The organism is Mesocryomonas fontinalis (assembly GCF_055730125.2).
The window spans coordinates 21,410-46,043 of the sequence record NZ_JBUZWG020000012.1 but is presented as its reverse complement, the minus strand read 5'-3'; the positions used below and the strand labels follow the sequence as shown (position 1 = coordinate 46,043).

The 24,634-nt window shown below is 66.9% G+C and carries 21 protein-coding genes; 12 read left to right on the top strand and 9 right to left on the bottom strand.

Going from position 1 to position 24,634, the window contains the following annotated elements; translation table 11 throughout:
• Positions 1 to 8: 8 nt before the first annotated feature.
• Together ACZL02_RS22830 and rph are read right to left on the bottom strand one after the other, a co-directional pair.
• Positions 9 to 677: a non-canonical purine NTP pyrophosphatase gene (locus ACZL02_RS22830; protein WP_472941127.1), complete on the bottom strand. Its 669-nt coding sequence runs from the start codon at positions 675 to 677 to the stop codon at positions 9 to 11.
• 23 nt (positions 678 to 700) lie between these two features.
• A complete protein-coding gene (rph, locus tag ACZL02_RS22825) occupies positions 701 to 1,417 on the bottom strand; it encodes a ribonuclease PH (RefSeq protein ID WP_472931990.1) in 717 nt (238 codons plus the stop codon).
• Between the two features lie 226 nt (positions 1,418 to 1,643).
• On the opposite strand from rph, the gene hrcA reads away from it, so the two are divergent.
• From hrcA to vapC, 4 genes are all read left to right on the top strand, one after another.
• Positions 1,644 to 2,762, top strand: coding sequence for a heat-inducible transcriptional repressor HrcA (hrcA, locus tag ACZL02_RS22820; protein WP_472941007.1), 1,119 nt, complete (start codon positions 1,644 to 1,646; stop codon positions 2,760 to 2,762).
• Between the two features lie 106 nt (positions 2,763 to 2,868).
• Entirely contained in the window at positions 2,869 to 3,522 is a 654-nt protein-coding gene (grpE, locus tag ACZL02_RS22815; protein WP_472941006.1) for a nucleotide exchange factor GrpE, read from the top strand.
• A 67-nt stretch (positions 3,523 to 3,589) separates the two neighbouring features.
• Complete coding sequence (locus ACZL02_RS22810; RefSeq protein WP_472941005.1) at positions 3,590 to 3,799, top strand: type II toxin-antitoxin system VapB family antitoxin; 210 nt, start codon at positions 3,590 to 3,592, stop codon at positions 3,797 to 3,799.
• A complete protein-coding gene (gene vapC, locus ACZL02_RS22805; protein WP_472941004.1) occupies positions 3,796 to 4,185 on the top strand; it encodes a type II toxin-antitoxin system VapC family toxin in 390 nt (129 codons plus the stop codon). Before ACZL02_RS22810 ends, vapC begins: the two co-directional genes overlap by 4 nt.
• A gap of 9 nt (positions 4,186 to 4,194) precedes the next feature.
• On the opposite strand, the gene folD is transcribed toward vapC, so the two are convergent.
• Positions 4,195 to 5,100 (bottom strand): bifunctional methylenetetrahydrofolate dehydrogenase/methenyltetrahydrofolate cyclohydrolase FolD, encoded by a 906-nt coding sequence (folD, locus tag ACZL02_RS22800; RefSeq protein ID WP_472941003.1) that lies wholly within the window; start codon positions 5,098 to 5,100, stop codon positions 4,195 to 4,197.
• 152 nt (positions 5,101 to 5,252) lie between these two features.
• Positions 5,253 to 6,233: a tripartite tricarboxylate transporter substrate binding protein gene (locus ACZL02_RS22795; protein ID WP_472941002.1), complete on the bottom strand. Its 981-nt coding sequence runs from the start codon at positions 6,231 to 6,233 to the stop codon at positions 5,253 to 5,255.
• Between the two features lie 370 nt (positions 6,234 to 6,603).
• Here ACZL02_RS22795 and ACZL02_RS22790 point away from each other — a divergent pair, with 370 nt between their 5' ends.
• The 4 genes from ACZL02_RS22790 (at position 6,604) to ACZL02_RS22775 (ending at position 11,000) form a co-directional block, all read left to right on the top strand.
• The gene (locus ACZL02_RS22790) at positions 6,604 to 8,520 is read left to right on the top strand and encodes a methyl-accepting chemotaxis protein (protein WP_472941001.1); all 1,917 of its coding nucleotides are present in this window, start codon (positions 6,604 to 6,606) and stop codon (positions 8,518 to 8,520) included.
• Positions 8,521 to 8,649: 129 nt separating this feature from the next.
• Positions 8,650 to 9,429 (top strand): 3-hydroxybutyrate dehydrogenase, encoded by a 780-nt coding sequence (locus ACZL02_RS22785; protein ID WP_472941000.1) that lies wholly within the window; start codon positions 8,650 to 8,652, stop codon positions 9,427 to 9,429.
• A 31-nt stretch (positions 9,430 to 9,460) separates the two neighbouring features.
• On the top strand, positions 9,461 to 9,601 hold the full coding sequence (locus ACZL02_RS22780) for a DUF3096 domain-containing protein (protein ID WP_472931981.1): 141 nt from the start codon (positions 9,461 to 9,463) through the stop codon (positions 9,599 to 9,601).
• Positions 9,602 to 9,716: 115 nt separating this feature from the next.
• Entirely contained in the window at positions 9,717 to 11,000 is a 1,284-nt protein-coding gene (locus ACZL02_RS22775; RefSeq protein ID WP_472940999.1) for an NAD(P)/FAD-dependent oxidoreductase, read from the top strand.
• A gap of 74 nt (positions 11,001 to 11,074) precedes the next feature.
• Here ACZL02_RS22775 and ACZL02_RS22770 read toward each other — a convergent pair whose 3' ends face one another.
• The 3 genes from ACZL02_RS22770 to ACZL02_RS22760 are packed head-to-tail and all read right to left on the bottom strand — an operon-like array spanning position 11,075 to position 14,804.
• On the bottom strand, positions 11,075 to 13,306 hold the full coding sequence (locus ACZL02_RS22770; protein WP_472940998.1) for a xanthine dehydrogenase family protein molybdopterin-binding subunit: 2,232 nt from the start codon (positions 13,304 to 13,306) through the stop codon (positions 11,075 to 11,077).
• Positions 13,303 to 14,286, bottom strand: coding sequence for an FAD binding domain-containing protein (locus ACZL02_RS22765; protein WP_472940997.1), 984 nt, complete (start codon positions 14,284 to 14,286; stop codon positions 13,303 to 13,305). Before ACZL02_RS22765 ends, ACZL02_RS22770 begins: the two co-directional genes overlap by 4 nt.
• Positions 14,283 to 14,804, bottom strand: a complete 522-nt coding sequence (locus tag ACZL02_RS22760) for a 2Fe-2S iron-sulfur cluster-binding protein (RefSeq protein ID WP_472940996.1) — start codon at positions 14,802 to 14,804, stop codon at positions 14,283 to 14,285. The genes ACZL02_RS22765 and ACZL02_RS22760 overlap by 4 nt, the downstream gene beginning before the upstream one ends.
• Before the next feature lie 190 nt (positions 14,805 to 14,994).
• Here ACZL02_RS22760 and ACZL02_RS22755 point away from each other — a divergent pair, with 190 nt between their 5' ends.
• Positions 14,995 to 15,420, top strand: a complete 426-nt coding sequence (locus ACZL02_RS22755; RefSeq protein ID WP_472940995.1) for a DUF4174 domain-containing protein — start codon at positions 14,995 to 14,997, stop codon at positions 15,418 to 15,420.
• Positions 15,421 to 15,645: 225 nt separating this feature from the next.
• On the top strand, positions 15,646 to 17,823 hold the full coding sequence (locus ACZL02_RS22750) for a TonB-dependent siderophore receptor (protein WP_472940994.1): 2,178 nt from the start codon (positions 15,646 to 15,648) through the stop codon (positions 17,821 to 17,823).
• A gap of 111 nt (positions 17,824 to 17,934) precedes the next feature.
• Here ACZL02_RS22750 and ACZL02_RS22745 read toward each other — a convergent pair whose 3' ends face one another.
• Entirely contained in the window at positions 17,935 to 19,662 is a 1,728-nt protein-coding gene (locus ACZL02_RS22745; RefSeq protein WP_472940993.1) for an ABC transporter ATP-binding protein, read from the bottom strand.
• A gap of 134 nt (positions 19,663 to 19,796) precedes the next feature.
• The gene (locus ACZL02_RS22740) at positions 19,797 to 20,873 is read right to left on the bottom strand and encodes a DUF2218 domain-containing protein (protein WP_472940992.1); all 1,077 of its coding nucleotides are present in this window, start codon (positions 20,871 to 20,873) and stop codon (positions 19,797 to 19,799) included.
• 204 nt (positions 20,874 to 21,077) lie between these two features.
• On the opposite strand from ACZL02_RS22740, the gene treS reads away from it, so the two are divergent.
• Complete coding sequence (gene treS, locus ACZL02_RS22735; RefSeq protein WP_472940991.1) at positions 21,078 to 23,144, top strand: maltose alpha-D-glucosyltransferase; 2,067 nt, start codon at positions 21,078 to 21,080, stop codon at positions 23,142 to 23,144.
• A gap of 218 nt (positions 23,145 to 23,362) precedes the next feature.
• Positions 23,363 to 24,589: a YeeE/YedE family protein gene (locus ACZL02_RS22730; RefSeq protein WP_472940990.1), complete on the top strand. Its 1,227-nt coding sequence runs from the start codon at positions 23,363 to 23,365 to the stop codon at positions 24,587 to 24,589.
• The last annotated feature ends 45 nt before the right edge of the window (positions 24,590 to 24,634 follow it).

The window sequence follows — 24,634 nt, the reverse complement described above, 5'->3', positions numbered from 1 at the left end:
CCATTCGGTCATTCGGCAGGCTCTCCCGCCGGCCGGACGCCTTCCGGAAACGCCTCGGCGACGAGCTTCTGCACCGAACGCGCGCGGTGCGAGAGCGGGCCGGGCGCCGTCCAGATCGAGCCGTGCTTCTCCTCGGCGTTCATCTCGCCGAAGGTCTGCGTGCTGCCGTCCGGCATGAACACCGGATCGTAGCCATAGGCGATCTCGCCGCGGCGGCCGGGCCAGACGAGGGTCCCCTCGCACTCGCCGAGATATTCCTGGGTATGGCCATCCGGCCAAGCGAGGCAGAGCAGCGAGACGAACTTCGCCCGGCGCTGGGCCGGCTCCAGCGCGCCTTTCTGCTGTAGCTTCTCCTCGACGAGGCGCATCGCCATGTCCCAGTCGCGGTCCGGGCCGGACCAGTCGGCGGTGTAGACGCCCGGCTCCCCGCCCAGCGCTTCGACGCAGAGGCCGGAATCATCGGCGAGCGCCACTTCGCCGGCTGATGTCGCCGAGGCAAGGGCCTTGATGCGGGCGTTCTCGACGAAGGTCGTGCCGGTTTCGTCCGGCTCGGGCAGGCCGAGTTCGCCAGCCGTCACCAGTTCGATCGGAAGGCCGCCGAGCAGGAAGTCGAGCTCGCGGATCTTGCCCTTGTTGTGGCTGGCGACGAGCAGGCGCCTGCCGTCGATCCTGCGCATCCCGGTGCTCATCGCCGTCTCCCTTACGCGATCGCCTGGCGCTGCAGCTCGACGAGCGTCGCGATGCCGGATTTCGCCAGGCCGAGGAGGCTCGCCAGTTCAGCCTCGCTGAACGGCTCCTTCTCGGCCGTGCCTTGGATCTCGACGATGCCGCCGCGGCCGGTCATGACGAAGTTGGCGTCGGTGTCGGCGGCGGAATCCTCGAGATAGTCGAGGTCGAGCACCGGCTCGCCCTTGTAGATGCCGCAGGAGATCGCCGCGATGTGGTCCTTCAGGACCTTGGAGCGCTCGACCATGCCGCGGCCCTCCATCCAGGCGAGGCAGTCGTTCAGCGCGACGAAGGCGCCGGTGATGCCGGCGGTGCGGGTTCCGCCATCGGCCTGGATGACGTCGCAGTCGATGGTGATCTGCCGCTCGCCGAGCGCGCCGAGGTCGACGATGGCGCGCATCGAGCGACCGATCAGGCGCTGGATCTCCTGGGTGCGGCCGGACTGCTTGCCGCTCGCGGCCTCGCGCCGCATCCGGTCGCCGGTGGCGCGCGGCAGCATGCCGTACTCCGCGGTGACCCAGCCCTTGCCGGAATTCTTGAGGAAGGGCGGCACCCGCTCCTCAAGGCTGGCGGTGCAGAGGACATGGGTGTTGCCGAACTTGACGAGGCAGGAGCCCTCCGCATGGAGGGAGACGCCGCGTTCGAGCGAGACGGCGCGCAACTGGTCATTGGCGCGTTTGGAAGGCCGCATGGGTAAATCCTGTCATGGGATGTGTCGCAGATGCGCCGAAGCGCGACTGGCGTTAACCGGCTTTTAACCGGCGAGGGGGCGGGGCGCAAAATAATTCCTGCGAGGAGCCGCGCGATCCCCGACCATCGCCCCTCCGGAAGCGACCAGAGAACGTGCAAAGAGCTGCCTTCGACGCTTGATAGAGGCGCTTGGCCCTTATGCTTCATGGCCTTATACTCCGCAGCCGATGCAGAGAGAACGTGCGATGAACGACTTCAGACAGCCGGCACCGGAATTCCCCGGCATGCTCGACGAGCGGTCGCGCGACATTTTCAAGCTGCTGGTCGAATCCTATCTCGACATCGGCGAGCCGGTCGGCTCCCGCGTGCTGTCGAAGCTGCTGACGACCTCGCTGTCGCCGGCCTCGGTGCGCAACGTGATGAGCGATCTGGAAGCGCTCGGGCTGATCTATTCGCCGCACATCTCCGCTGGGCGGATGCCGACCGAACTCGGCCTGCGCTTCTTCGTCGACGCTTTCCTCGAGGTCGGCGACCTGCCGCAGCGCGAGCGCGAGGCGATCGAGGCGAAGGTGCAGGCGACCGGCGACCTTCGGCCGATGGGCACGCTGCTGACCGAGGCGAGCCAGTTGCTCTCCGGCTTGTCGCGCGGCGCCGGCCTGGTACTGACGGCGAAGTCCGATCTCCGGCTGAAGCACATCGAGTTCATCCGGCTGGAGGCGACCAAGGCGCTGGCGGTGCTGGTCGGCGAGAACGGCGACGTCGAGAACCGCGTCGTCGACCTGCCGTCGGGCGTCACCGCCTCGCAGATCGTCGAGGCCTCGAACTTCCTCAACGCCCACATCGTCGGCCGAACCCTCGGTGAGGCGCGCGACCGCGTGCAGGCGCTGAAGGACGAGACCTCGACGGCGCTCGATCTCCTCAGCCAGGGGCTCGTCGAGGAGGGTCTCGCGGTGTGGTCGGGAGCGGCGATAGGCCAGCCGGCGCGGCTGATCGTGCGCGGCCGCGCCAACCTCCTCGAAAACGTCACGGCGTCCGAGGACCTCGAGCGGCTGCGCATGCTGTTCGACGATCTCGAGAGCAAGAGCGGCATCATCGAGTTGCTGGACCTTGCCGAGACCGGCAATGGCGTGCGGATCTTCATCGGCTCGGAGAACAAGCTGTTCTCGCTGTCGGGCTCTTCTCTCGTCGTCGCGCCCTATAGCGACGGCGACCAGAAGGTCATCGGCGCGGTCGGCGTGATCGGCCCGACGCGGCTCAACTACCGGCGCATCGTGCCGATGGTCGACTATACCGCGAGGCTGGTATCGCGTCTCCTGACGCAAGGCTCGGTCGGCCGGCGATCTTGATTTTCGCGGCCCGGCATTCGATATGCGGGCGACATCTACATTCACGTACCGGTGACCGCCGGGCTTCGGCCTGGCACGACCGGCGCGCCGGCGGATTGAAAGAGGAATGATGAGCGACACCGACAAGCGCGACGCCGAGATCGACGAGACCCTGGAGAACGAGGCCGAAGCCTCTCCGTTCGCCCGCGGGGACTATTCCGACGCCGACGCCGAGGCCTTCATCGCGCGCGCCGCCGCCGAGCGGATTGCCGATCTCGAGGCCGAGACCGCCGAGGTCAAGGACCGCATGATGCGGCTCGCCGCCGACATGGAGAACCTGCGCCGCCGCACCGAGCGCGAGGTCAAGGACGCCCGCACCTATGCGGTGACCAATTTCGCCCGCGAGATGCTGTCGGTGATGGACAATCTGCGCCGCACCGTCGCGGCCGTCCCCGCTGATTCCCGCGAGAATGGCGATGCCGGTCTTGCTGCCCTGATCGACGGCGTCGAGTTGACCGAGCGCGGCATGCTGGCGACGCTGGAGAAGTTCGGCGTCAAGAAGCTGGAGCCCGAGGGCCAGCGCTTCGACCCGAACTTCCACCAGGCTATGTTCGAGGTCCCGAACACCGAGGTCACTAACAACACCGTCGTCCAGGTCGTCCAGGACGGATACGCCATCGGCGACCGCGTGCTGCGCCCGGCCATGGTCGGCGTCTCCAAGGGTGGCCCGAAGGTCGCCGCGGAGCCGAAGCCGGCGGAGACCGAGGGCGGCGAGGGCTGAGGCGCTCAACTCGATTCTTGGCTCAGCCTATGGCATGCTCCGCGGAAGATACTCTGAGGAGCATGCCATGGGTACTCAAGTCGAAATCGACGAAGCCCTGCTCCGGGAAGCGATGGCCGCGACCGGCTTGACATCTGGTCCCGCCACCGTCGCGGAAGCGCTTCGATACGTTATCGAGAACAGAAAACTTCGAGCAGCCCTCGGTGAAATCAGCGGGATGGGCTGGGAAGGCGACTTGGACGCCATGCGTCTGGACCATGTCTACGAGCGGACGTGATCGTCGTCGACAGCTCCGTCTGGATCGACAGCGTTCGAGGCGCCTCGACACCTGAGGTAGCCCAACTGCACAGGAGTTTCAGGGCGGACGAGATTCTGGTTGGCGATCTCGTGATGCTGGAGGTGCTGAGGGGCGCCCGGCATGACAGGGACGCTCAGCGGCTGGAGCGGACCCTGCGCCAGTTCGCCATCGTCCCGATGATGAACGAGACCATCGCGCAGGAAGCCGCCCGCATCTACCGCACCCTCCGCGCCGACGGCATCACCATCCGCAAGACGGTCGACCTCATCATCGCGACCTTCTGCCTGTTGGGCGACCATCATCTCCTGCACAGCGACCGCGACTTCACCCCGATCGCTGAGCGCTTCGGGCTCAGGCTGGCCTGACCGGCCCGATCAGAACCGCGGCGGCTTCATTCCCGCGTGCCGATAGGCCGAGACCGCCGTGTTCGCCATCAGCAGCGCGATCGTCATCGGGCCGACGCCGCCGGGCACCGGCGTGACCGCTGCGGCGACGGCTGCGACTTCTTCATACGCCACGTCGCCGACAAGCCGCGTCTTGCCCTCGCCCTTCTCCGGCGCGTCGATGCGGTTGATGCCGACGTCGATGACCACGGCACCCGGCTTCACCCAGTCGCCGCGGACCATTTCCGACCGGCCGACCGCCGCCACCAAAATGTCGGCGGTGCGGCATACCGCCGGCAGATCCGCCGTACGCGAATGGGCGATGGTCACCGTCGCGTTGGCGGAGAGCAGCAGCTGCGCCATTGGCTTGCCGACGATATTGGAGCGGCCGACGACCACCGCGGTCTTGCCCGACAGGTCGTCGCCAAGGATTTTCCGGATCAGCAGCATCGAGCCGGCCGGGGTGCAGGGCACGAAGGCCTCGTCCACCGCGCCGGTGCCGAGCCGGCCGACATTGAGGAGGTTGAAGCCGTCGACATCCTTGTCGGCCGAGATCGCGTGGATCACCCGGTTGGCGTCGATCTGCGGGGGCAGCGGCAGCTGCACCAGAATGCCGTGGATCGAGACGTCCGCATTGAGGTCGTGGATGAGGTCGAGCAGCGCGGCCTGCGATGCGTCGGCGCCGAGCACGTGCTTGACCGACTTGAAGCCGCACTCCTCGGCCATCCGCGCCTTGGAGGCGACGTAGACCTGGCTGGCCGGGTCTTCGCCGACGATCACGACGGCAAGCCCCGGAGCAATGCCCGCCCGTTCCAGCAAGGCCGCGCTCGCCGCCTTCACCGCGCCGATGATGTCGGCAGCCGCCGCCTTGCCGTCGATCCTGATCGCTTCGCTCATCTCATCTCCAGCACGCCGGTCCTTGCCCGCCGTCTTTCTATCGCGCTGGAAAGCGGACGGAAAGGCCGGCGGGCGTCAGGCGACGTCAGGCGACGTCGCGCGCCAAGGCTGGCACGCGGCGGGCAGCGGCGTTGGCGAGACGCGAAAGTCGATCAGGCGGCGAGGCCAAGCTCCTTCAGGAGTGAGGAGACGCGCGTCTGTTCCGCAGCGAGGAAGGTCGCGAACTCGGCCGACGGCATATAGAGGTTCTGCCAGCCGCGGTTCTCGCAGATCTTGTTCCACTCGTCGCTCTTGGCCATCGCGCCAAAGGCCTCGTCCATCGCCGCGAGGTCTTCGTCCGTCAGCTTCGCGGTGCCGACGAGGCCGCGCCAGTTGACCAGCTCGGTATCGACGCCTTGCTCGCGGAAGGTCGGCACGTCGATGCCCTTCAGCCGCTCCGGCGAAGAGATGCCGAGCGCCCGCAGCTTGCCGGTAGTGATCATATCGGCAAACTCGTTGTAGCCGCCGGTGGCGACCGTCACCTGGTTCGACAGCACCATCGGCAGCATTTCCGAGCCGGCGCCGACGACGATGTAGTTCATTTCCTTGACGTCGCCGCCGGTCGCCTTGACCACCTGCCCGGCCAGAAGATGGTCGGGGCTGCCGAGGCCGAAGCCGGCCCAGGACACCGCGCCCGGCTCGGCCTTATAGGCCTTCACCAGATCGTCGAGCGACTTGATCGGCGATTCGGCGGCGACCACCAGCGGCTGGTATTCGCCCTGCAAGCGGGCGACGGGCTTTGCCTGCGCCAGCGAGACCGGCGACTTGTTGATGATGACGGCGCCGACCATGCCAAGGCCCGCGGTGAGGAGCGTCGAGCGCTTGCCGCCGCCGATCAGCTGGGCGAGGCCGATCGTGCCGCCGGCGCCGGGAACGTTCATCACCTCGACATTGCCGACCAGCTTCTCGTTCTGCAGCAGCATCTGTGCCGTACGCGCCAGGGTGTCGTAGCCGCCGCCGGTGCTGGCTGCCGCAATGATCGTCAGCTCTTCGAGCGCGGCGGCTTCTGCCGGCGACGTCCGCAGCAGCGGCAGCGCAGCGCCGCCTGCGAGCGCTGCGAGGGCCATGGAAAAGTCGCGCCGGTTGATGGTCATGGTGTGTTCCTCCCGAACATGATGACGCCTGCCATTCTCCCGACGGCAAACGAAACGGGAGGCTACCGCCCGGTGGCTGTCGAAAACCTGTCGCGCCGGTTGCACGGCGTCGCCATTACGCCCTCGCGTTGGCACGATCACCGCGCCTTCCGGCACCACGAACGTCACTGAATCCACACGGCGAGCCATAATCCATTTGGTTGCATCGCCCGGAAAAATTCCCTCACAAGTACGGGCTTCTTAATTTTCGGAAGGCATACGGTAGCTTGCTAAGCTTCTGAAGCGGTGGTTCGCCGCTCAGCCTTTTCGCTCGGAGATTTCCCCTCGCTCGGCCGACCCCCGGACCGATCGCAAAAAAACAGGTGCCCCCATGTTTCGCACGTTTTCCCTGCACGCCAAGGTCTGGATGATGGTGATGGCGAGCCTCGCCGTGCTGACGGTGTCGTTCGGTATCGCCAACGAGATCGTCCTCCGCGAGGACGGAGTCCTCCGCGCAGCCGAGAGGCAGGAGAGCAACATGCGCGTTGCCTGGGAAGTGCTGGACAGGCTCGGCCCGATGCGGCGCGACGGCGACGCCCTCTATGCCGGCAGCCAGCAGCTGAACGGCTTCTTCGGTCCGGTCGACCGCATCAAGGACCTCGTCGGCGGCACGGCGACGATCTTCATGGGCGACCTGCGCATTGCCACCAACGTCAAGAAGCCGGACGGCAGCCGCGCGGTCGGGACGAAACTTGCCGCCGGCCCGGCCTATACCGAGGTCTTCGCCGGCAAGCCATATCGCGGCGAGGCCGATATTCTCGGAACCCCCTTCTTCACCGCCTACGACCCGATCAAGGACGCAGCCGGCAAGACCATCGGCGTCCTCTATGTCGGCGTTCCCAAGGCCGACTTCTTCTCCTCGATCAACAGCCTGCAGATCCGGCTTGGCCTCTTGTCGGTCCTGGCGGCCGCAATCCTCGGCATGCTGGTGCTCTGGATCTCCAAGCGGATGTTCGCCCCGCTGCGTGATCTCACCGAAACCGTCGCCGAGGTGGCCGACGGCAAGACCGACCGGACGGTGGTCGGCACCGACCGGCAGGACGAAATTGGCCGGATGGCCGGCTCGGTCGAGCATCTGCGCCATGCGATGATCGAGCAGAAGCGCCTTAAATCGGAGTCTGCCGAGGCAGCGGCAGAGCGGGAGGCCGGCCGCCGCCGGCAGGCCGAGACCAGCGCGGACACCGCCGAGGCGCAAGCCTTCTTCGCCACCGAGGTGGAGGCGGGCTTCGAGCGGCTGGCCAACGGCGACCTGACGGTGCGGCTCGAGCAGCCGTTCGCGACCGAATACGAAGGCGTGCGCGGGCTGTTCAACCAGAGCGTCGCGCGGCTGGAGGAGGCGATGGCACAGGTCATCCGCTCGACCAGCGCGCTCCGGACCGGCCTCAGCGAGATCGCGGTCGCGTCCGGCGACCTCGCCCAGCGCACCGAACAGCAGGCCGCGAGCCTCGAGGAGACCGTCGCGGCACTCGGCGAGGTGACCTCCGCCGTCGCGAGGACCGCCGACGGCGCCGCCAACGCCCAGCGCGCGGCCGTCGCGGCCCAGACCAATGCCGAACGCGGCGGCGAGATCGTTGGCCGGGCAGTGACCGCCATGGCGGCGATCGAGCAGTCCTCGGACAAGATCGGCAAGATCATCGGCGTCATCGACGAGATCGCCTTCCAGACCAACCTCCTGGCCCTCAACGCCGGCGTCGAGGCGGCGCGGGCGGGCGAAGCGGGCCGTGGCTTTGCCGTCGTCGCCCAGGAGGTGCGCGGCCTGGCCCAGCGCTCGGCCGAGGCGGCGAAGGAGATCAAGGAACTGATCTCGACCTCGTCGGCACAGGTCGGCGAGGGCGTCGATCTCGTCACGGCGTCCGGCAAGTCGCTGGAGGAAATCGTCACGCAGGTCGCCGACATGAGCGTCATCGTCGGCAAGATCGCCAGCAGCGCCCGCGAGCAGGCGACAAGCCTCAAGGGCGTATCGGCCGCGGCCGACCAGATGGACAAGGTCACCCAGCAGAACGCCGCGATGGTCGAGGAAACCACGGCGGCAGCGCAGACCCTGTCGACCGAGACGGCGGAACTGGCGGGGCTCGTCGGCCGCTTCCGCACCGCGGACGGAGCCGCGCCGCATGCCGCCAGCCGCCCTGCCGCAAGCCTTCCTGCCACGGGCCGCCCTGCCGCGGGCCGCGCGGTGGTCCAGATGCGCAGCACCGGCCGCGGCGGCGCGGCGATGAAGCCGGAAACCGACGGCTGGTCGGAGTTCTGAGCGCCCGCTCCGTGAACCATCCCCCCTCTGTGACAGGCCGGCCCAGTTGCCGGCCTGTTGCGTTTCAGTGCGCCCCTGCGGAATAGTCGGCACCGATCGCCGCTGTGTCGGCCCGTGGGAGCACTGCCCGTGAAACTTCAGAACAACGTCGCCGTCATCACCGGCGCGGGCTCCGGCATCGGCCGCGAGATCGCGCTGGCCTTCGTGCGCGAGGGCGCCCGGATCGCCGTCTGCGACATCGACCGGCCCGCCGCCGAGGCGAGCGTCGCTGAGATCGAGGCGGCCGGCGGCGAGGCGCTGGCGATCGAGATGGACGTCTCGGACGAGGCCGCGGTCGAGGCCGGCGTCGCAGCAGCAGCAGCACGCTTCGGGCGGATCGACACGATGATCGCCAATGCCGGCATCCAGATCGTCCACCCGGTCGAGGATTTTCCCTATGCCGAGTTCCAGAAGGTGGTGAACGTCCACCTCGGCGGCGGCTTCCTCCTGACCAAGGCCTGCATCAAGGTGATGTACCCGCAGAAGTCGGGATCGCTGATCTATATGGGCTCGGCGCACAGTCATGAGGCGTCGCCCTTGAAGAGCGCCTATGTCGCCGCCAAGCATGGGCTGCTGGGCCTCGGAAGGGTGATGGCCAAGGAAGGCGCACAGCATGGCGTGCGGTCCAACGTGATCTGCCCCGGTTTCGTGAAGACCCCTCTGGTGGCCAAGCAGATCCCCGAGCAGGCCGAGCGGCTCGGCATTTCGGAAGACGAGGTCGTCAACCGCGTGATGCTCGGCAATACCGTCGACCAGGAGTTCACGACCATCGAGGACGTCGCCGACGTCGCCGTGTTCCTGGCGGGCTTTCGCTCGAACGCGTTGACCGGCCAGTCGATCACCGTCAGTCATGGCTGGCACATGTCCTGATTCCCCGGACGGATAACTCGGAAAAGCCCTTATGCAGATTCTCCAGATCCAGCCGATCGTCGCGCTGATCGCCGGCGTGCTCATCCTTCTGATGCCGCGCTTGCTCAACTACATCGTCGCGCTCTATCTTATCTTCATCGGCATCACAGGCCTGGTGGGCACCTACGGCTGATCGACCGCGCGATGACACGGGGTGGAGGGCGATGCCCCCTCCCGTTAGAAGCGCGAGCGATGGAAAGAGGACGTGCGCCGCCGGCAAGGCGGCAGCGTCCGGCAAGGGTGATCGCATGCTACAATCCAGACACCGTATCCTCGTGCTCGGTGGCGGGGCGGGTGGGCTCGAGCTCGCCGCCGCCCTGTCGGGGGACCGGTCGCTCGACGTGGCCCTCGTTGACCGCGTCAGCTCGCATATCTGGAAGCCCCGCCTGCACGAGTTCGCCGCCGGCACGGTGAACTCGACGCTGACCGAGATCAGCTTCTACATGCTGGCCCGAATGCGCGGCTTTCGCTTCGAGCAAGGCAGCGTCGTGTCAATCGACAGGGCGGCCAAATGCGTCCGGCTCGCCCCCGTCACGTCCGCGAGCGGGCAGACGATGGCGCCGGGCCGCAGCGTCGGCTACGACACCTGCGTCATCGCGCTCGGCGGAATCACCGCGGATTTCGGCATACCCGGCGTGCTCGACCACGCCGTCCGGCTCGACGCGAAGGCCGATGCCGACGCCTTCCGCGAACGCTTCATCGGCCTGATGATCAATGCGCGCGAAAGCGGCAGGCCGGCGCATGTCGTCATCGTCGGCTCGGGCGCCACCGGCACCGAGCTCGCCGCACACCTGCGCGTTTCCGAACAGGCCTTCTTCGAGCGCCCGGCCAAGCGGCCGCAGGCCAAGCTTCTCGACCTCACCATCCTCGAGGGGGCACCGATGTTGATGCCCGGCGCCGACGCGGGCCTGCGCGCCGGCGTCCTCAAGCGGCTGGCCGCCCTCGACGTCTCCGTCGTGACGAACGCCAAGATCAATGCCGTCCATGCCGATGCCGTGGGCTCGGCCACCGGCGACAGCTGGCCGGCCGACATCACCGTCTGGGCCGCGGGCCTCGTCGGCTTGCCGGTTCTGAAGCAGCTCGGCGACTTCGAGACCGACCGCAAGGGCCGGATCGTCGTCGACGCCTATCTGAGGACCGCCGACCCCGCCATCTATGCCATGGGCGATGCGGCCAGCCTCACCCCCCAGGGTGCGGAGATGGCGCTGCCGCCGACAGCGCAGATCGCCAGCCAACAAGGACGCTACCTCTGCGGCGCGCTACCGGCCGCCATTGCCGGAAAGCCCGTCGAGCCTTTCGCCTTCAAGGACAAGGGCAAGCTGATCTCGCTCGGCGATGCCGGCACCGTTGGCCTGATGGGCTTTGCCCGGCGCGACGACTTCTTCATCGACGGACAGTTCGCCAAGGCCGCCTACCACGCGCTGCAGCGCCAGCATCAATGGTCGGTGCTCGGCACCTTGCGCGGCTCCGTGGCGATCCTCGCCGATGTCATTTCGCCGACGAAGGGACCCGCCCTCAAGCTGCACGGCTGAGGCTAGACGGAAAGAGGCGGCAGAACCTGCGCTCCGCCGCCTCTTGGATCAGCCTATCGCTTTAGCCGGTCGGCTCAGGCGGCCTTTGGCTTCGTCCAACCCGCCAGGACCTTGTCGAGCGTCATCGGATAATCGCGCACCCGAACGCCGGTGGCGTTGTAGATGGCGTTGGTGATCGCGGCCCCGACGCCGGAGATCGCGAGTTCGCCGATGCCCTTGGAGGCCAGCGGGCTCGCCGCATGGTCCCGCTCCGGCAGCATGATGACCTCTAGCTGCGGCACGTCGGCATTCACCGGCACGTGGTATTCGGCCAGATCGTGGTTGACCATCAGGCCGGTGCGCGGATCGACTACGAGCTCCTCGGTCAGCGCCGTGCCGATGCCGAAGATCTGTCCGCCATAGCACTGCGACGTCGCCGTCTTCTCGTTGAGGATACGGCCGGCCGCCGCCACCGTCAGCAGCCGGCGGATGCGGGTCTCGCCGGTCACCGCGTTCACCGCCACTTCGCAGAAGTGCGCGCCGTAGCTCGCCTGGTGGGTCTCCTTGAACGCCTTGCCCGGTGCGAAATTGCCGAGCATGACGATCGGCTCGCCCGAGAGAACGACGGTCAGCGGCGTCTGCTTGTTGCCGGCGATCGCGGTGCCGTCCTTGAGGGTGAGATCATCGGACGACACGCCGAGCTTCTCGGCCAGTTGCTCGATGATGCCCTCGCAGGCGGTGTAGACCGACGAGCCCGAGGAACTGGCGCCCCAGGAGCCGCCTGAGCCGGGTGCCGGCGGCAGCGAACTGTCGCCGAGCTTCACCGACACCTTCTCGACCGGCAGGCCCAGCATCTCGGCCGCGATCTGCTGCAGGATGGTGTAGGTGCCGGTGCCGATGTCGGTCATATCCGTCTCGACCGTCGCCGAACCGTCGGCCAGCAGGGACACGCGGGCCGATGCCTTCTGCAGGATGTTCTTGCGCGACGCCGTCGACATGCCCGTGCCGATGAACCATTCACCTTCGCGCCGGGTACCCGGAACCTTGGAGCGGTCGTTCCAGCCGAAATGCCGGGCGCCCTCGTCCATGCACTCGACCATCATGCGCGAGGAAAACGGCAGGCCTTCCTGCGGATCGGTCTCCGGCTCGTTGCGCTTGCGGAACTCGATCGGATCGAGGCCGAGCTTCTCGGCCATCTCGTCCATGGCGTTTTCGAGCGCCAACATGCCCACCGCCTCACCCGGCGCCCGCATCGAGGACGACAGGAGGATGTTGACGTCGACCTTGCGGTGCGTGATCTGCCGGTTGTCGCCGGCGTAGAGGAACACGGTCGAGATGCCGGCGGGCTCGAAGAAATCGTCGCCGGGCGTGTTGCCGGTGATGGTGTCGTGCGCGATGGCGGTGATGATGCCGTCCTTCGTCGTGCCGATGCGCACCCGCTGGATGGTATCGGTACGGCGCGAGGTCGTCTGCATCACCTGCTGGCGGGTGAGCGCGATCTTGACCGGACGGCCGGTTTCCTTGGCGCCCATCGCGGCGAACACCGACTCCGGACCGATGCCGAGCTTGCCGCCGAAGCCACCGCCGATGAACGGGTTCAGCAGGCGGACATGCTTCTTGTTGACGCCGAGCGCCTTGGCGAGCTGGCCGACATTCGTCTGCACCAGCTGGTAGCAGCCGTACATCGTCAGGTCGTCGCCGTCCCAGACGGCTACCGCCGCGTGTGGCTCCATCGCCGAATGGCTCTGGCTGGGCGTCGTATAGGTCGCCTCGAACGTCACCTCTGCCTTGGCGAAGGCCTTGTCGAAGTCGCCCTTCACCACCGTCGACGGCATAACGCCATCGCCCGGATCGTAGGCGCCCGCCTTGCCCTCCTCAAGGTCGTAGTGACCTTCGGAGGCCTCGTAGCGAACGTCGACCAGCTTGGCGGCCGCGCGTGCGACCTCGAAGCTCTCGGCAATGACGAGGCAGATCGGCTGGCCGTAATGGGTGACTTCGCCGCCGATCGGTGTCGGTGCGGGATCGCCCGGGTCGGCCGCCGCGCGCGGACCGTTCTCATCGGTGATGACGGTAAGAACACCGGCCGTCGACAGTGCCTGCATCGTGTCGATCTCGACGATCTTGCCGGAGCCGATGGTCGAGGTGACGAGATAACCGAAGGCCACCTCCCGCCCGTGCAGGTTCTCGTAGGCGTAGGTCGCCTTGCCCGACACCTTCAACGGGCCCTCGAACCGGTCGATGCCCTTGCCGATGACGCCCTGCACACCGCGGTCGAGACGCGTCTCGCCGATCGGCTTGTCCATCTGGTAGTCGTAGGACTTGCTCATGCCGTCACTCCCGTCGCCTCGCTGAGGACCGCGGGCAAAGTCCGCCGCATCAGCTCGATCTTGAAATCGTTTTCGCCCTGGCCCTTCGCCTCGGCGAGCAGCAGGTCGGCCGCCTTCTCGAACAGCGCCTGCGACGGCGCCTGGCCGTTCAGCATGGCCTCCACCGCGCCATCGCGCCATGGCAGGTGGGCGACGCCACCGAAGGCGAGGCTGACGCCTTGCATCTTGCCGTCCTCGACCTTCACCACCGCCGCGACGGAGATCAGCGCGAACGCATAGGACGCGCGGTCCCGGACCTTCCGGTAGACATGCTTGCCGCCCGGCGCCTTCGGCAGGTGCACGGCCGCGATGAGTTCGCCTGCCTCGAGATTGGTGTCGAGGTCCGGCGTATCGCCGGGCAGGCGGTAGAAGTCGGACAGCGCGAGGACGCGGGACGATCCGTCGGCCTTCATCGTCTCGATCTTGGCGTCCAATGCCCGCATGGCCACCGCCATGTCGGACGGATGGGTGGCGATGCAGTGCTCGCTGGCGCCGAGGATCGCATGGATACGGTTGAAGCCGCCGATCGCGTCGCAGCCCGAGCCCGGCTCGCGCTTGTTGCAGTTGGCGGAGGTCTCGTAGAAATAGCCGCAGCGCGTGCGCTGCAGGAAATTGCCGCCGGTGCTCGCCTTGTTGCGGAGCTGCCCGCTGGCGCCGGCGAGGAGCGCGCGACTGAGCAGGGGATAGCGCTCGCGGATGATGTCGCTGGCGGCAAGGTCGCTGTTGGTGACGAGCGCGCCGATGCGCAGGCCATCATCCGTCTCCTCGATGTCCTTCAGCGGCAGGCGGCTGATGTCGACGAGGCGGTCGGGATGCTCGACCTGCAGCTTCATCAGGTCGAGCAGATTGGTGCCGCCGGCGATGAACTTGGCACCGACGACGGCGGCTTCGGTCGCGGCCTGCCGGGCGTCGCTCGCCCGGACGTAATCGAACGTCCTCATGCTGCGTCCTTCCGGCGGGTGTCTGCGGTGTCGACCTCGCGGATGGCATCGACGATGTTCGGATAGGCCGAGCAGCGGCAGAGATTGCCCGACATGCGCTCGGAGATTTCGGCATTGGAGAGTTCGGCGCCGCCCTCGACGTTTTCCGTCACATGGCTCGGCCACTTCGCCTCGACCTCGCCGAGCATGCCGACCGCCGACATGATCTGGCCCGGCGTGCAATAGCCGCACTGGTAGCCGTCATGGTGCAGGAAACTTTCCTGCATCGGGTGGAGATTGCCGGGCTCGCCGAGGCCCTCGATGGTGGTGATCTCGTCGCCGTCGTGCATCACGGCGAGAGTCAGGCACGAATTGACGCGCCGGCCGTTGACCAGGATCGTACAGGCGCCGCACTGGCCGTGGTCGCAGCCCTTCTTGGTGCCGGTGAGGGCCAGATGGTCGCGCAGAGCATCGAGCAGCGATGTCCTCACGTCGATGTCGAGCGAATGCTCGGTTCCGTTCACGGTCAGTGTCAGCACAGGCTGCTCCTTATAACGATTCTAGGCTGCAACGCAGACGGCGGCGAATGGGTTCAGTCAAAAATGAGAAGCCGCGCCACCGCGGGACGATCGGCCGCAGCGGAGATGTCGGGGCGCGATCACGCCATCGTCTGCCCGTGAACCGAACGACCCGTTGTGGGGCCGCTCTGACGGGCAAGGGAGAAGTTTCATGCTGAAGACCATCGCCGCCGCAGCACTGATATCGGCCATCGGCACCGGCGGGGCCGTCGACGCCGCGACCATCGCCAGCCTCCGCTGGGAGAAGCGCATCGTGATCGTGTTTTCGTCTGACCGGAACGGCCTGCTCTCCGAACAGCGGCGGAGCCTTCTGGCGGACGAGGCGGCGCTTGCCGATCGTGATCTCGTCGCCTTCGCCGTGGTGGGCGATCAGATCCTGCCGATCTATGGTGAAGCCCCCAAAGGAGAAACCGCCGACGGGCTGCGGGACCGTTACGACGTTGCCGCCGCGACCGCTTTCTCCGCGCTGCTGATCGGCAAGGATGGTGGGGTCAAGTGGCGCGGGAGCAAGCCGATTGGGCTGGCCGAGCTCAACGGCCTGATCGATGCAATGCCGATGCGGCGAAGCGACCGCTGACCAGTATTCCGCACTATCGTGCGCCTCGGCTTGACAGTTTAAAACTCTTCTAATCTAGCAGAAGGATGGACGAGCGCAGCGGGACTCTTCCGATGGAGGGTTCCTGGGCGGATAAGTTACATTAAGGCAACACTGGATCGAAGCGTATCTGGCGCCCGAAAATATGACTCGATTTATCAGCTTAACGCACCTAGGCGGAATGGGTCCCTTCATGGAGTCCCATCGATGCCTTCTGTCGTCCGTTCCTGCCAGACCGTGCTGCGCGTTTCCTGCGCCCTTGGAGCGCTCGCGGGCGCTGCCGCCGCACAGGATACGATCGTGCTCGACGCGGTCACGCTCGAGGGCGGCGCCAGCAACGGCACGGCTGCCGGCGGCAGCAGCCTTGCCGGCGACAGCGAGCGCGTCGTCCCCCGCCAGAGCGTCAGCGGCACCAAGGGCGCCGGTTCCCGGCTGGCCAGCCCCCAGCCGGTCTCGGTCATCGGCGAGGATCAGCTCGAGGTCCGGAACGTCCAGAGCGTCGACGAGGCGACACGTTATTCCTCGGGCGTCCAGGGACAGAAGTTCGGCAACAACAACCGGCTCGACTGGTTCAACATTCGCGGCTTCCCGGCCAATGAGGACGGCCTCTACCTCGATGGCCTCGCGCTGTTCTCCTCGGCCTTCGCGACCTTCCAGGTCGATCCCGTGCTGCTCGAGCGGGTGGAAGTCCTGAAGGGCCCGGCCTCGGTGCTCTACGGCGGCAGCTCTCCGGGCGGCCTCATCAACCTGATCTCGAAGCGCCCGACCACGACGAAGCAAGGCTCGGTCGAGGTTGGCGTCAACGAATACGGTCAGGGCTACACCGCGCTCGACACCAGCGGCCCGCTCGACGACGAGGGCGTCTGGACCTACCGGCTGAACGCCAAGCTGTTCGGCGGCAACGACTATGCCGATGAAGGCGACGAGTTCCGCGGCCTGATCGCCCCGACCTTGACCTGGGCGCCCGATGCCCAGACGAACGTCACCGTCTACGGCTCCTACCAGCGCGACGACAGCAACAACGTACCGGGCTTCCTGCCCTATGTCGGCACGGTGCGGCCGGCCGCGTTCGGCAAGATCGACCGCGACGTCTTCACCAGCGACACGTCGATCGACGAGTTCACCCGCGACCAGACGATGATCGGCTACGAGGCCGAGCACGCGTTCGACGAGACCTTCACGGTGCGCCAGAACGCCCGCTACGCGCATCTGGAGTCGACCTATGCGCTGGCCTACGGCAACGGCTACGTGACGCCCGGCGGCTCGGAACTCGCCCGCATCAACTTCCGCACCGATCCGAAGGTCGACACCTTCACCATCGACAACCAGGTCGAGGCGAAGTTCGCCACCGGCGCCATCGAGCACAAGGCGATCGCCGGGCTCGACTACCGCTATTACAGGCTCGATCAGTCTCAGGCGGTCTCGGCATTCGACGGCCCCGGCGGCCTCGGCACGCCGCTCGACCTCGTCAACCCGGACTACAGCACCGGCCAGCCGCCGCTCGGCGCGCCCTACATCGACAACACCCAGACGCTGAACCAGACGGGGCTCTACGTCCAGGACCAGATGACCCTCGACAAGCTCGTCGTCACGGCGAACGCCCGCTACGACTTCTTGAGCACCGAGCTCGACAACCGCATCGGCAGCGATGCCGACGACGACGAGGGCGCCTTCTCGGGCCGGGCGGGCCTCGCCTATCTCTTCGACAACGGCATCACACCCTATGTCAGCTATTCCCGCTTCTTCACCCCGGTGCTCGGTCTCGATGCGAACGGCTCGCCGTTCGAGTCCGGTGACGGCGACCAGTATGAGGCCGGCGTGAAGTACCAGCCGACCGGCTTCGACGGCTTCTTCACCGCATCGGTCTTCGACCTGACCCGCGGCAACGTGCTGACCAACGACGTCGCCGGCGGCAACCCGTTCCAGCAGGTCCAGACCGGCGAGATCACATCGAAGGGTTTCGAGTTCGAGGGCAATGTCGGTCTCGGCAATGGCTTCAGCCTGATCGCCGCCTACACAAACTTCGATCTCGAGGTAACGAAATCCAACGACATCGACCTCGGCAAGGTACCGGTCGCCATCCCCGAGCAGTTCGCGTCGCTCTGGCTCGACTACGCCTTCCGGTCCGACGCGCTGACGGGCCTGCGCCTCGGCGGCGGCGTCCGCTGGAACGGCGAGAGCTATGCCGACAAGGCCAATGCGCTGGAAGTGCCGGATTACACCGTCGTCGACGCATCGATTTCCTACGAGAAGAACAACTGGAAGGGCCAGATCAACGCGTCCAACCTGTTCGACAAGAAGGCCGTCGCCTCGTGCCAGGATGCCAATTCCTGCTTCTACAACGAGCCGCGCAAGGTGACGGCGAGCCTCAAATACTCCTGGTAGGCGTCTAGGAACAAGGCAGGCGCGGCCTGCAGCATGGACCGGAAGGGTGCGTAGAAAAGCAGCGGCAGGCGAAAGCCTTGCCGCTGCTTTTCTTTAGGGTTCCGCGCCGCGCTACTCCGCCGTGAAAATCCCGTCCTGCGCGCCGATCAGCCGGGCATAGGCCCCGCCGCGGGCGAGCAGCACAGCGTGCGGGCCTTCCTCGACGATCCGCCCGTCGGCGATCACGACGATGCGGTCGGCGTGGCGGATGGTGGACAGGCGGTGGGCGATGATCAGCGTCGTGCGGCCGCGCGCGAGTTCGGCGAGCGAGGCCTGGATCGCCCGCTCGGTCTCGGTGTCGAGCGCCGAGGTCGCCTCGTCGAGGATCAGCACCTCCGGGTCCTTCAGGAACATCCGCGCGATCGACAGCCGCTGCTTCTGGCCGCCGGAGAGTTTCACGCCGCGCTCGCCGATCACGGTGTCGAGGCCGTCCGGCAGCGCCGCCAGCGTCGCGGTGAGGTGCGCCTTGTCGACGGCGGCGACGATCTCCGCCTCGCTGGCGTCGAGCCGGCCATAGGCGATGTTCTCGCGCACCGTGCCGCCGAACAGGAAGACGTCCTGCTGGACGACGCCGATATGGCGCCTGAGCGCGGCGAGCTGCATGTCGCGGATGTCGATGCCGTCGACGAGGATCGCGCCCTCCGTCACGTCATAGAAGCGCGGCACCAGCGAGCAGATCGTCGTCTTGCCTGCGCCGGACGGGCCGACGAAGGCGACGGTCTCGCCGGGCGCGACGTGGAAGTCGATGCCGTCGAGCACCGGCCGGCCCTTGGCATACGCAAAGTGCACGCCGCGAAACGCGATGTCGCCGCGCAGCGCCAACGGCGCGACGGCCCCCGGCCGGTCGACGATATCCGGCACGGTATCGAGGAATTCGGTGTAGCGGCGAAAGCCCGCAATGCCCTTCGGATAGCTCTCCAGCACCGCGGCGATCTTCTCGACCGGGCGGAAGAAGACGTTGACGAGGAGCAGGAAGCCGATGAAGCCGCCGATGCTGAGGTCACCGGAGATGACGAACCAGGTGCCGGCGACCATGACGATCACCTGCGTCAACCGCATCGACAGGTAGTTCAGCGACTGGCTGGCGGTGATGATGCGGTAGGCATCGAGCTTGCGGGCGCGGTAGCCTGCATTGTTGACGGCGAACAGCGCCCGCTCGTGGTCCTCGTTGGCAAAGGATTTCACCACGCGGATGCCGCCGACGTTCTCCTCGATCCGGGCGTTGAAATCGGCGACGGAGCCGTAGATCGCATGCCAGGTCTTGGTCATCCGCCCGCCATAGCGGGTCGTCAGCCAGGTGCCGAAGGGCACGATGACCGCGGTGATCAGCGCGAGTTCCACATGCACCGTGACCATCAGGATGAAAGCGCCGATGAAGGTCATCACGGCGATGAACAGGTCCTCCGGCCCGTGATGGGCGACCTCTCCGATTTCCTCCAGATCCTTGGTCAGCCGGCCGACGAGATGGCCGGTCTTCTGGTTGTCGAAATAGCCGAAGGATAGCTTCTGCAGGTGGTCGAAGGCCCGCCGGCGCATCTCCGTCTCGATGTTGATGCCGAGCATGTGGCCCCAGTATCCGACCACCGCCATCAGCCCGGTGTTCAGGATGTAGACGAGGAGCAGGCCGGTGGAGGCGACGAGGATCAGCGCCAGATCGCCGCTCGGCAGGAGATCGTCAACGAAGAGCTTCACCGCGATGGGAAAGCCGAGCTCCAGGAGACCCGCGACGACTGCGCAGCCGAAGTCGAGGAGAAACAGGCCGCGCCAGGGGGTGTAGTAGGCGAAGAAGCGGGAAAGCATCGAGGATCCTGTCCTGACCGGCCGCTGGCACGGACGGTTGGTTTCGGCGAAGCGGCAGGGCATGCGCCGTTCGCGATGGCAGCGTGGGATGGCGGAGCGCGATGGCGGAGCCGCAGTGGGCGGCGCCGCCCGCCTCAGGCGTCGGTGCGCGCCGCGTCGCCCGCTGCGCCCTTGCGCCAATAGGCGACGACGAGGTGCCTGTCACGCGGCAGTTTCCAGTCGGAGCGCAGGCGGCGGCGCATCCGGCGGAAATCCTCGAACTCGCAGCCGGCCCAGACGAAGGTGTCCGGCGAAAGGTCTTCCGGCGCGAGACAGTCGAGGACGTCGGCCAGCCGGCCGGTGCCGCCCGGCTCGCCCGCCCCGCGGTACAGCCATTCGAGACGCACCGATGCCGCCGAGGGCATCGGCTGCCGATCTTCCGCCCTGCCGACCTCGATCACCGCCCGCGCCGTGGCGCTGGCCGGCAGCGCCGCAAGGATCCGGGCGATCGCCGGCAGCGCGGTCTCGTCCCCGAGGAGCAGCAGCGAAGAGGCGCCCGGCATGCCGCCGCCGCCCGGCCCGGTCATGCCGACACGGTCGCCCGCCCGCGCTGTCGACGCGAAATCCGAACCGGGCGTCGCGTCGCCGTCATGCAGGAAGATGTCGATGGAGACCTCGCCGGCAACAGGATCGACATGGCGGAGCGTATAGACCCGCGCGGTCACGGCATCGGCGCCCTCCGGCCAGACCGGGCATCCGTCGGCCCCAAGGCTCGGCCAGACCGGCACGCGGCCCTTCGGCGGAAAGATCAGACGCACGTGCAGGCCGCCCTCGGCAAACCGCTCGAGCCGCTCCCCTGCCAGCACCATGCGGCGCATGTGCGGGGTCACGTCGAAGGCGTCGACGACGCGCATCTCGCGGAAGAAGGCAGGCACCGTCTCGCCCGTCCCGTCGCCATTCCAGCCGATGTTGGGCGTCTGCGGCGCGGCGAAGGCACGGACGTGATGGACGACGCCCATCTTCATGTACGAAAGGCCGGTCGCATCCGACGCCGAGACGACGACCTCAAGGCTGTCGCCGGAGATCGAAAGGTCGGCGCGGCCATAGTCGAGGCTGATCGTCGCGGTCCCCGGCGCCTGCTCGACCTCGCCATGCCCGCGCATGTGATCGCAGAGGAGGTCGAGGACATGGCCACCGTCGCGGAGCGGGATCGACGAGCAGGCAGTCAGCATGCGGAAAAGCCTTCCGTTCCGGCGGAGCGACAGATGCACCGTCGCTTCCGGCTATAATTCATGACTATTATTGTCAAGTTTGAAGGCGAAAGCGGCGCTTTCAGGCGTCGGAATCAGCTCTGGCGGGCGCAAAAGCGACGCAATCCGGAAACATCCCGCGGCGCACGCGTTACCCCCCGGATTTCCCGCAAACGGAACCTCTTCATGACAAAACCATCCCAGGACTCGGTCGACGCCCTCGTCGAGATGTCGATGCTGCACCAGGCGCGCAGCCGCGCCGAGACCTATGGCGGCAAGGGTCGGTTCTGGCAGAGACCCTATGCCGAGACCCGTCCCCGGATCGCCTCGGCGGTCGCGCCGGTCTGGTTCACCGCCTATCCCGGCGCGATCATCACCCGCGAGGGCGACTCCGTCCTGAAGACGCTGGGCGATGCGAAGCTCTGGTCAGCGCTGTCCTCGATTGGCGTTCGCGGCATCCATACCGGGCCGATGAAGCGCGCCGGCGGCTGGAAGAACGGCCGCTACACGCCGACCGTCGACGGCAATTTCGACCGTATCGGCTGGGACCTCGACCCGGCCTATGGCACGCATGACGAGTTCGTGGCGATCGGCCGCACGGCCGCGGCACACAACTCGGTCGTCATCGACGACGTCGTTCCCGCCCACACCGGCAAGGGCGCCGATTTCCGCCTCGCCGAAATGGGCCATACCACCTATCCCGGCCTCTACCACATGGTCGAGATTCCGGAGGCCGACTGGGAGCACCTTCCGGAGCTGCCGGAAGGCCGCGACGCGGTCAATCTCGACCCGGCGACCGTCGATCTCCTGCGCGACAAGGGCTACATCGTCGGCCAGCTGCAGCGGGTGATCTTCTTCGAACCGGGCGTCAAGGAAACCGACTGGAGCGCCACCGGCCCGATCACCGGCGTCGACGGCACTGTTCGGCGCTGGGTCTACCTGCACTATTTCAAGGAAGGTCAGCCGAGCCTCAACTGGCTCGATCCGTCCTTTGCCGCCCAGCAGATGATCATCGGCGACGCGCTGCACTCGATCGATCAGATGGGCGCACGCGGCCTTCGCCTGGATGCCAACGGCTTCCTCGGCGTCGAGCGCCGCGCCGAGGGGCCGGCATGGTCGGAGAGCCATCCGCTGTCGATGGTCGGCAACCAGCTGCTCGCCGGCATGATCCGCAAGGCCGGCGGCTTCTCGTTCCAGGAGCTGAACCTCACCGTCGACGACATCGCCTCGATGTCGAAGGGCGGCGCGGACCTCTCCTACGACTTCATCACCCGCCCGGCCTACCAGCATGCGCTCCTGACCGGGGATACCGAGTTCCTGCGGATGATGCTGCGCATGGTGCACGAATTCGGGATCGACCCGGCCTCGCTGATCCACGCGCTGCAGAACCATGACGAGCTGACGACCGAGCTGGTGCATTTCTGGACGCTGCACGCCAACGACATCTACACCTTCCAGGGCCAGACCTGGCAGGGCCGCACGCTGCGCACGCATCTGCGCGAGACCATGTACCAGAAGCTCAGCGGACCGGCGGCGCCCTACAACCTGCGCTTCGTCACCAACGGCATCTCCTGCACCACGGCCAGCATCATCACCGCGGCGCTCGGCATGGACGACATCTCGGAGATTTCCGACGAGCAGGTGGCGACGATCCAGAAGATCCATATTCTCCTGGCCATGTACAACGCCTACCAGCCGGGCGTCTTCGCGCTCTCAGGCTGGGATCTCGTCGGCGCGCTCCCGCTCGATGCGAGCGAGGTCCAGCATTTGATGGGCGATGGCGATACCCGCTGGATCGAGCGCGGCGGCTACGATCTCGTCGGCGCCGACCCCGAGGCGACCGTTTCGTCCGGCGGCATGCCGAGGGCACGTTCGCTCTACGGCTCGCTGACCGACCAGTTGCAGCGGCCGGACTCCTTCGCCTCGCAGCTGAAGCATCTCCTGGCAGTCCGCGAATCCTACGGACTGGCGGCGGCCAAGCAGGTGTCGATCCCCGACGTCGTCGCGCCGGGTCTCCTCATCATGGTGCACGAGCTGCCGAACGGCCGGGGAACGCAGATCACCGCGCTCAACTTCAGCGCCGAGCCGATCGAGGAGACCATCGTCCTCGCCAATGTCGGGTCCGGACCAGTCGTCGACATGATCGCCGAGACGGTCGAGGGGGATCTCGGCGAGGACGGCGTGCTGCACATCTCGCTGGAGCCCTATGAGGGCCTGTCGCTGCGCATCGTCGGCTCGCTTCCGACGTTGTAAACGACGAGCGGCGGCTTCGACGGAAGCCGCCGCTGCGCCTGCCTCTCTTATCGTGGCATGCGCTCTTTCAGGCTCGACGGACGGCCTGTGTATCAGCCGCCCGCCGATGCCGGATTTTTCGCCCGAACAGAATACCCCGATCCCGAAAGTCTTTGGAAACTGATGCTTGGCGGCATCCGCGGCATCGGCTTATCTCCCGGGTCTACCGAGGAGCCGCCATGTCCACGCTGCCAATCGCCACGCCCCGCGCAACGGCGCCCGTCCACTTCGGCGCAGCGGGGTTTGTCTCGCTGGCCGTCCTCCTTGTCGGGACAATTGCACTCGGCCTGGTTTTTGGACCCTCGCACGGCGCGCTCTTCCTGGTCGGCGGCGGGCTCGGGATCGCGCTCTATCATGCCTCCTTCGGCTTCACCGCGGCATGGCGTGCCTTCATACTGGAAGGCCGTGGCCGAGGCTTGCGGGCGCAGATGGTTCTGCTGGCCGTTGCAGTCGTGCTGTTCTTCCCCGCGCTCAGCGCCGGCACGCTGTTCGGCAACCCGGTCACCGGCCTCGTCCAGCCGCTGAGCCTTTCCGTCGTCATCGGCGCCTTCATGTTCGGCCTCGGCATGCAGCTCGGCGGCGGCTGCGCGTCCGGCACGCTCTTCACCGCCGGCGGCGGCAATGCCCGCATGCTGGTGACGCTGCTCTTCTTCGTCATCGGCTCGGTTCTCGCCACGGTCCATTTCGACTGGTGGGTTGCGCTGCCGTCCTTCCAGCCGGTGACGCTGGTCTCGCTCGGAGCACCCCTCGGCATCGCCGTCTCGCTGGCGCTGTTCGCCGCGATTGCCGGGTTGACCATCGTCATCGAAAAGCGCCGCAATGGCACGCTGGAGGCGGCCCCGCCCTCGCCGCGCCACGGCCTGTCGCGCTATCTTCGCGGTCCCTGGCCGATGGTGGCAGGCGCGATCGTTCTGGCGCTGCTGAACTTTGCGACGTTGGCTCTGGCTGGACGCCCCTGGGGCATCACCTCCGCCTTCGCCCTCTGGGGCGCCAAGGGCGCTGCGCTCATCGGCTTCGATCCCGCCGCCTGGGCATACTGGCAGACCCCCGGCAACGCCAAGGCTCTAAGCCAGAGCGTCTTTGCCGATGTCACCTCGGTGATGGATTTCGGGATCATCGCCGGCGCCATGCTGGCGGCCGCGCTGGCGGGGCGCTTTGCCCCAAGCCTGCGCATCCCGCTTCGCTCGGTCGTGGCGGCGGTGATCGGCGGACTGATGCTCGGCTACGGCGCCCGCATCGCCTACGGCTGCAATATCGGCGCCTACTTTTCCGGTATCGCTTCCGGAAGTGTGCACGGCTGGCTCTGGGCCGTCGCTGCCTTCGCCGGCAACGTGCTCGGCGTCAAGCTTCGCCCGCTGTTCTTTACGACGCCGGCGACATCCGCGGCCGCTGCTGGTCCGGCCTAAAGCAGCGTGGCCTCAACGAGGAGCCATCCCTTCTCAGGGATAGCT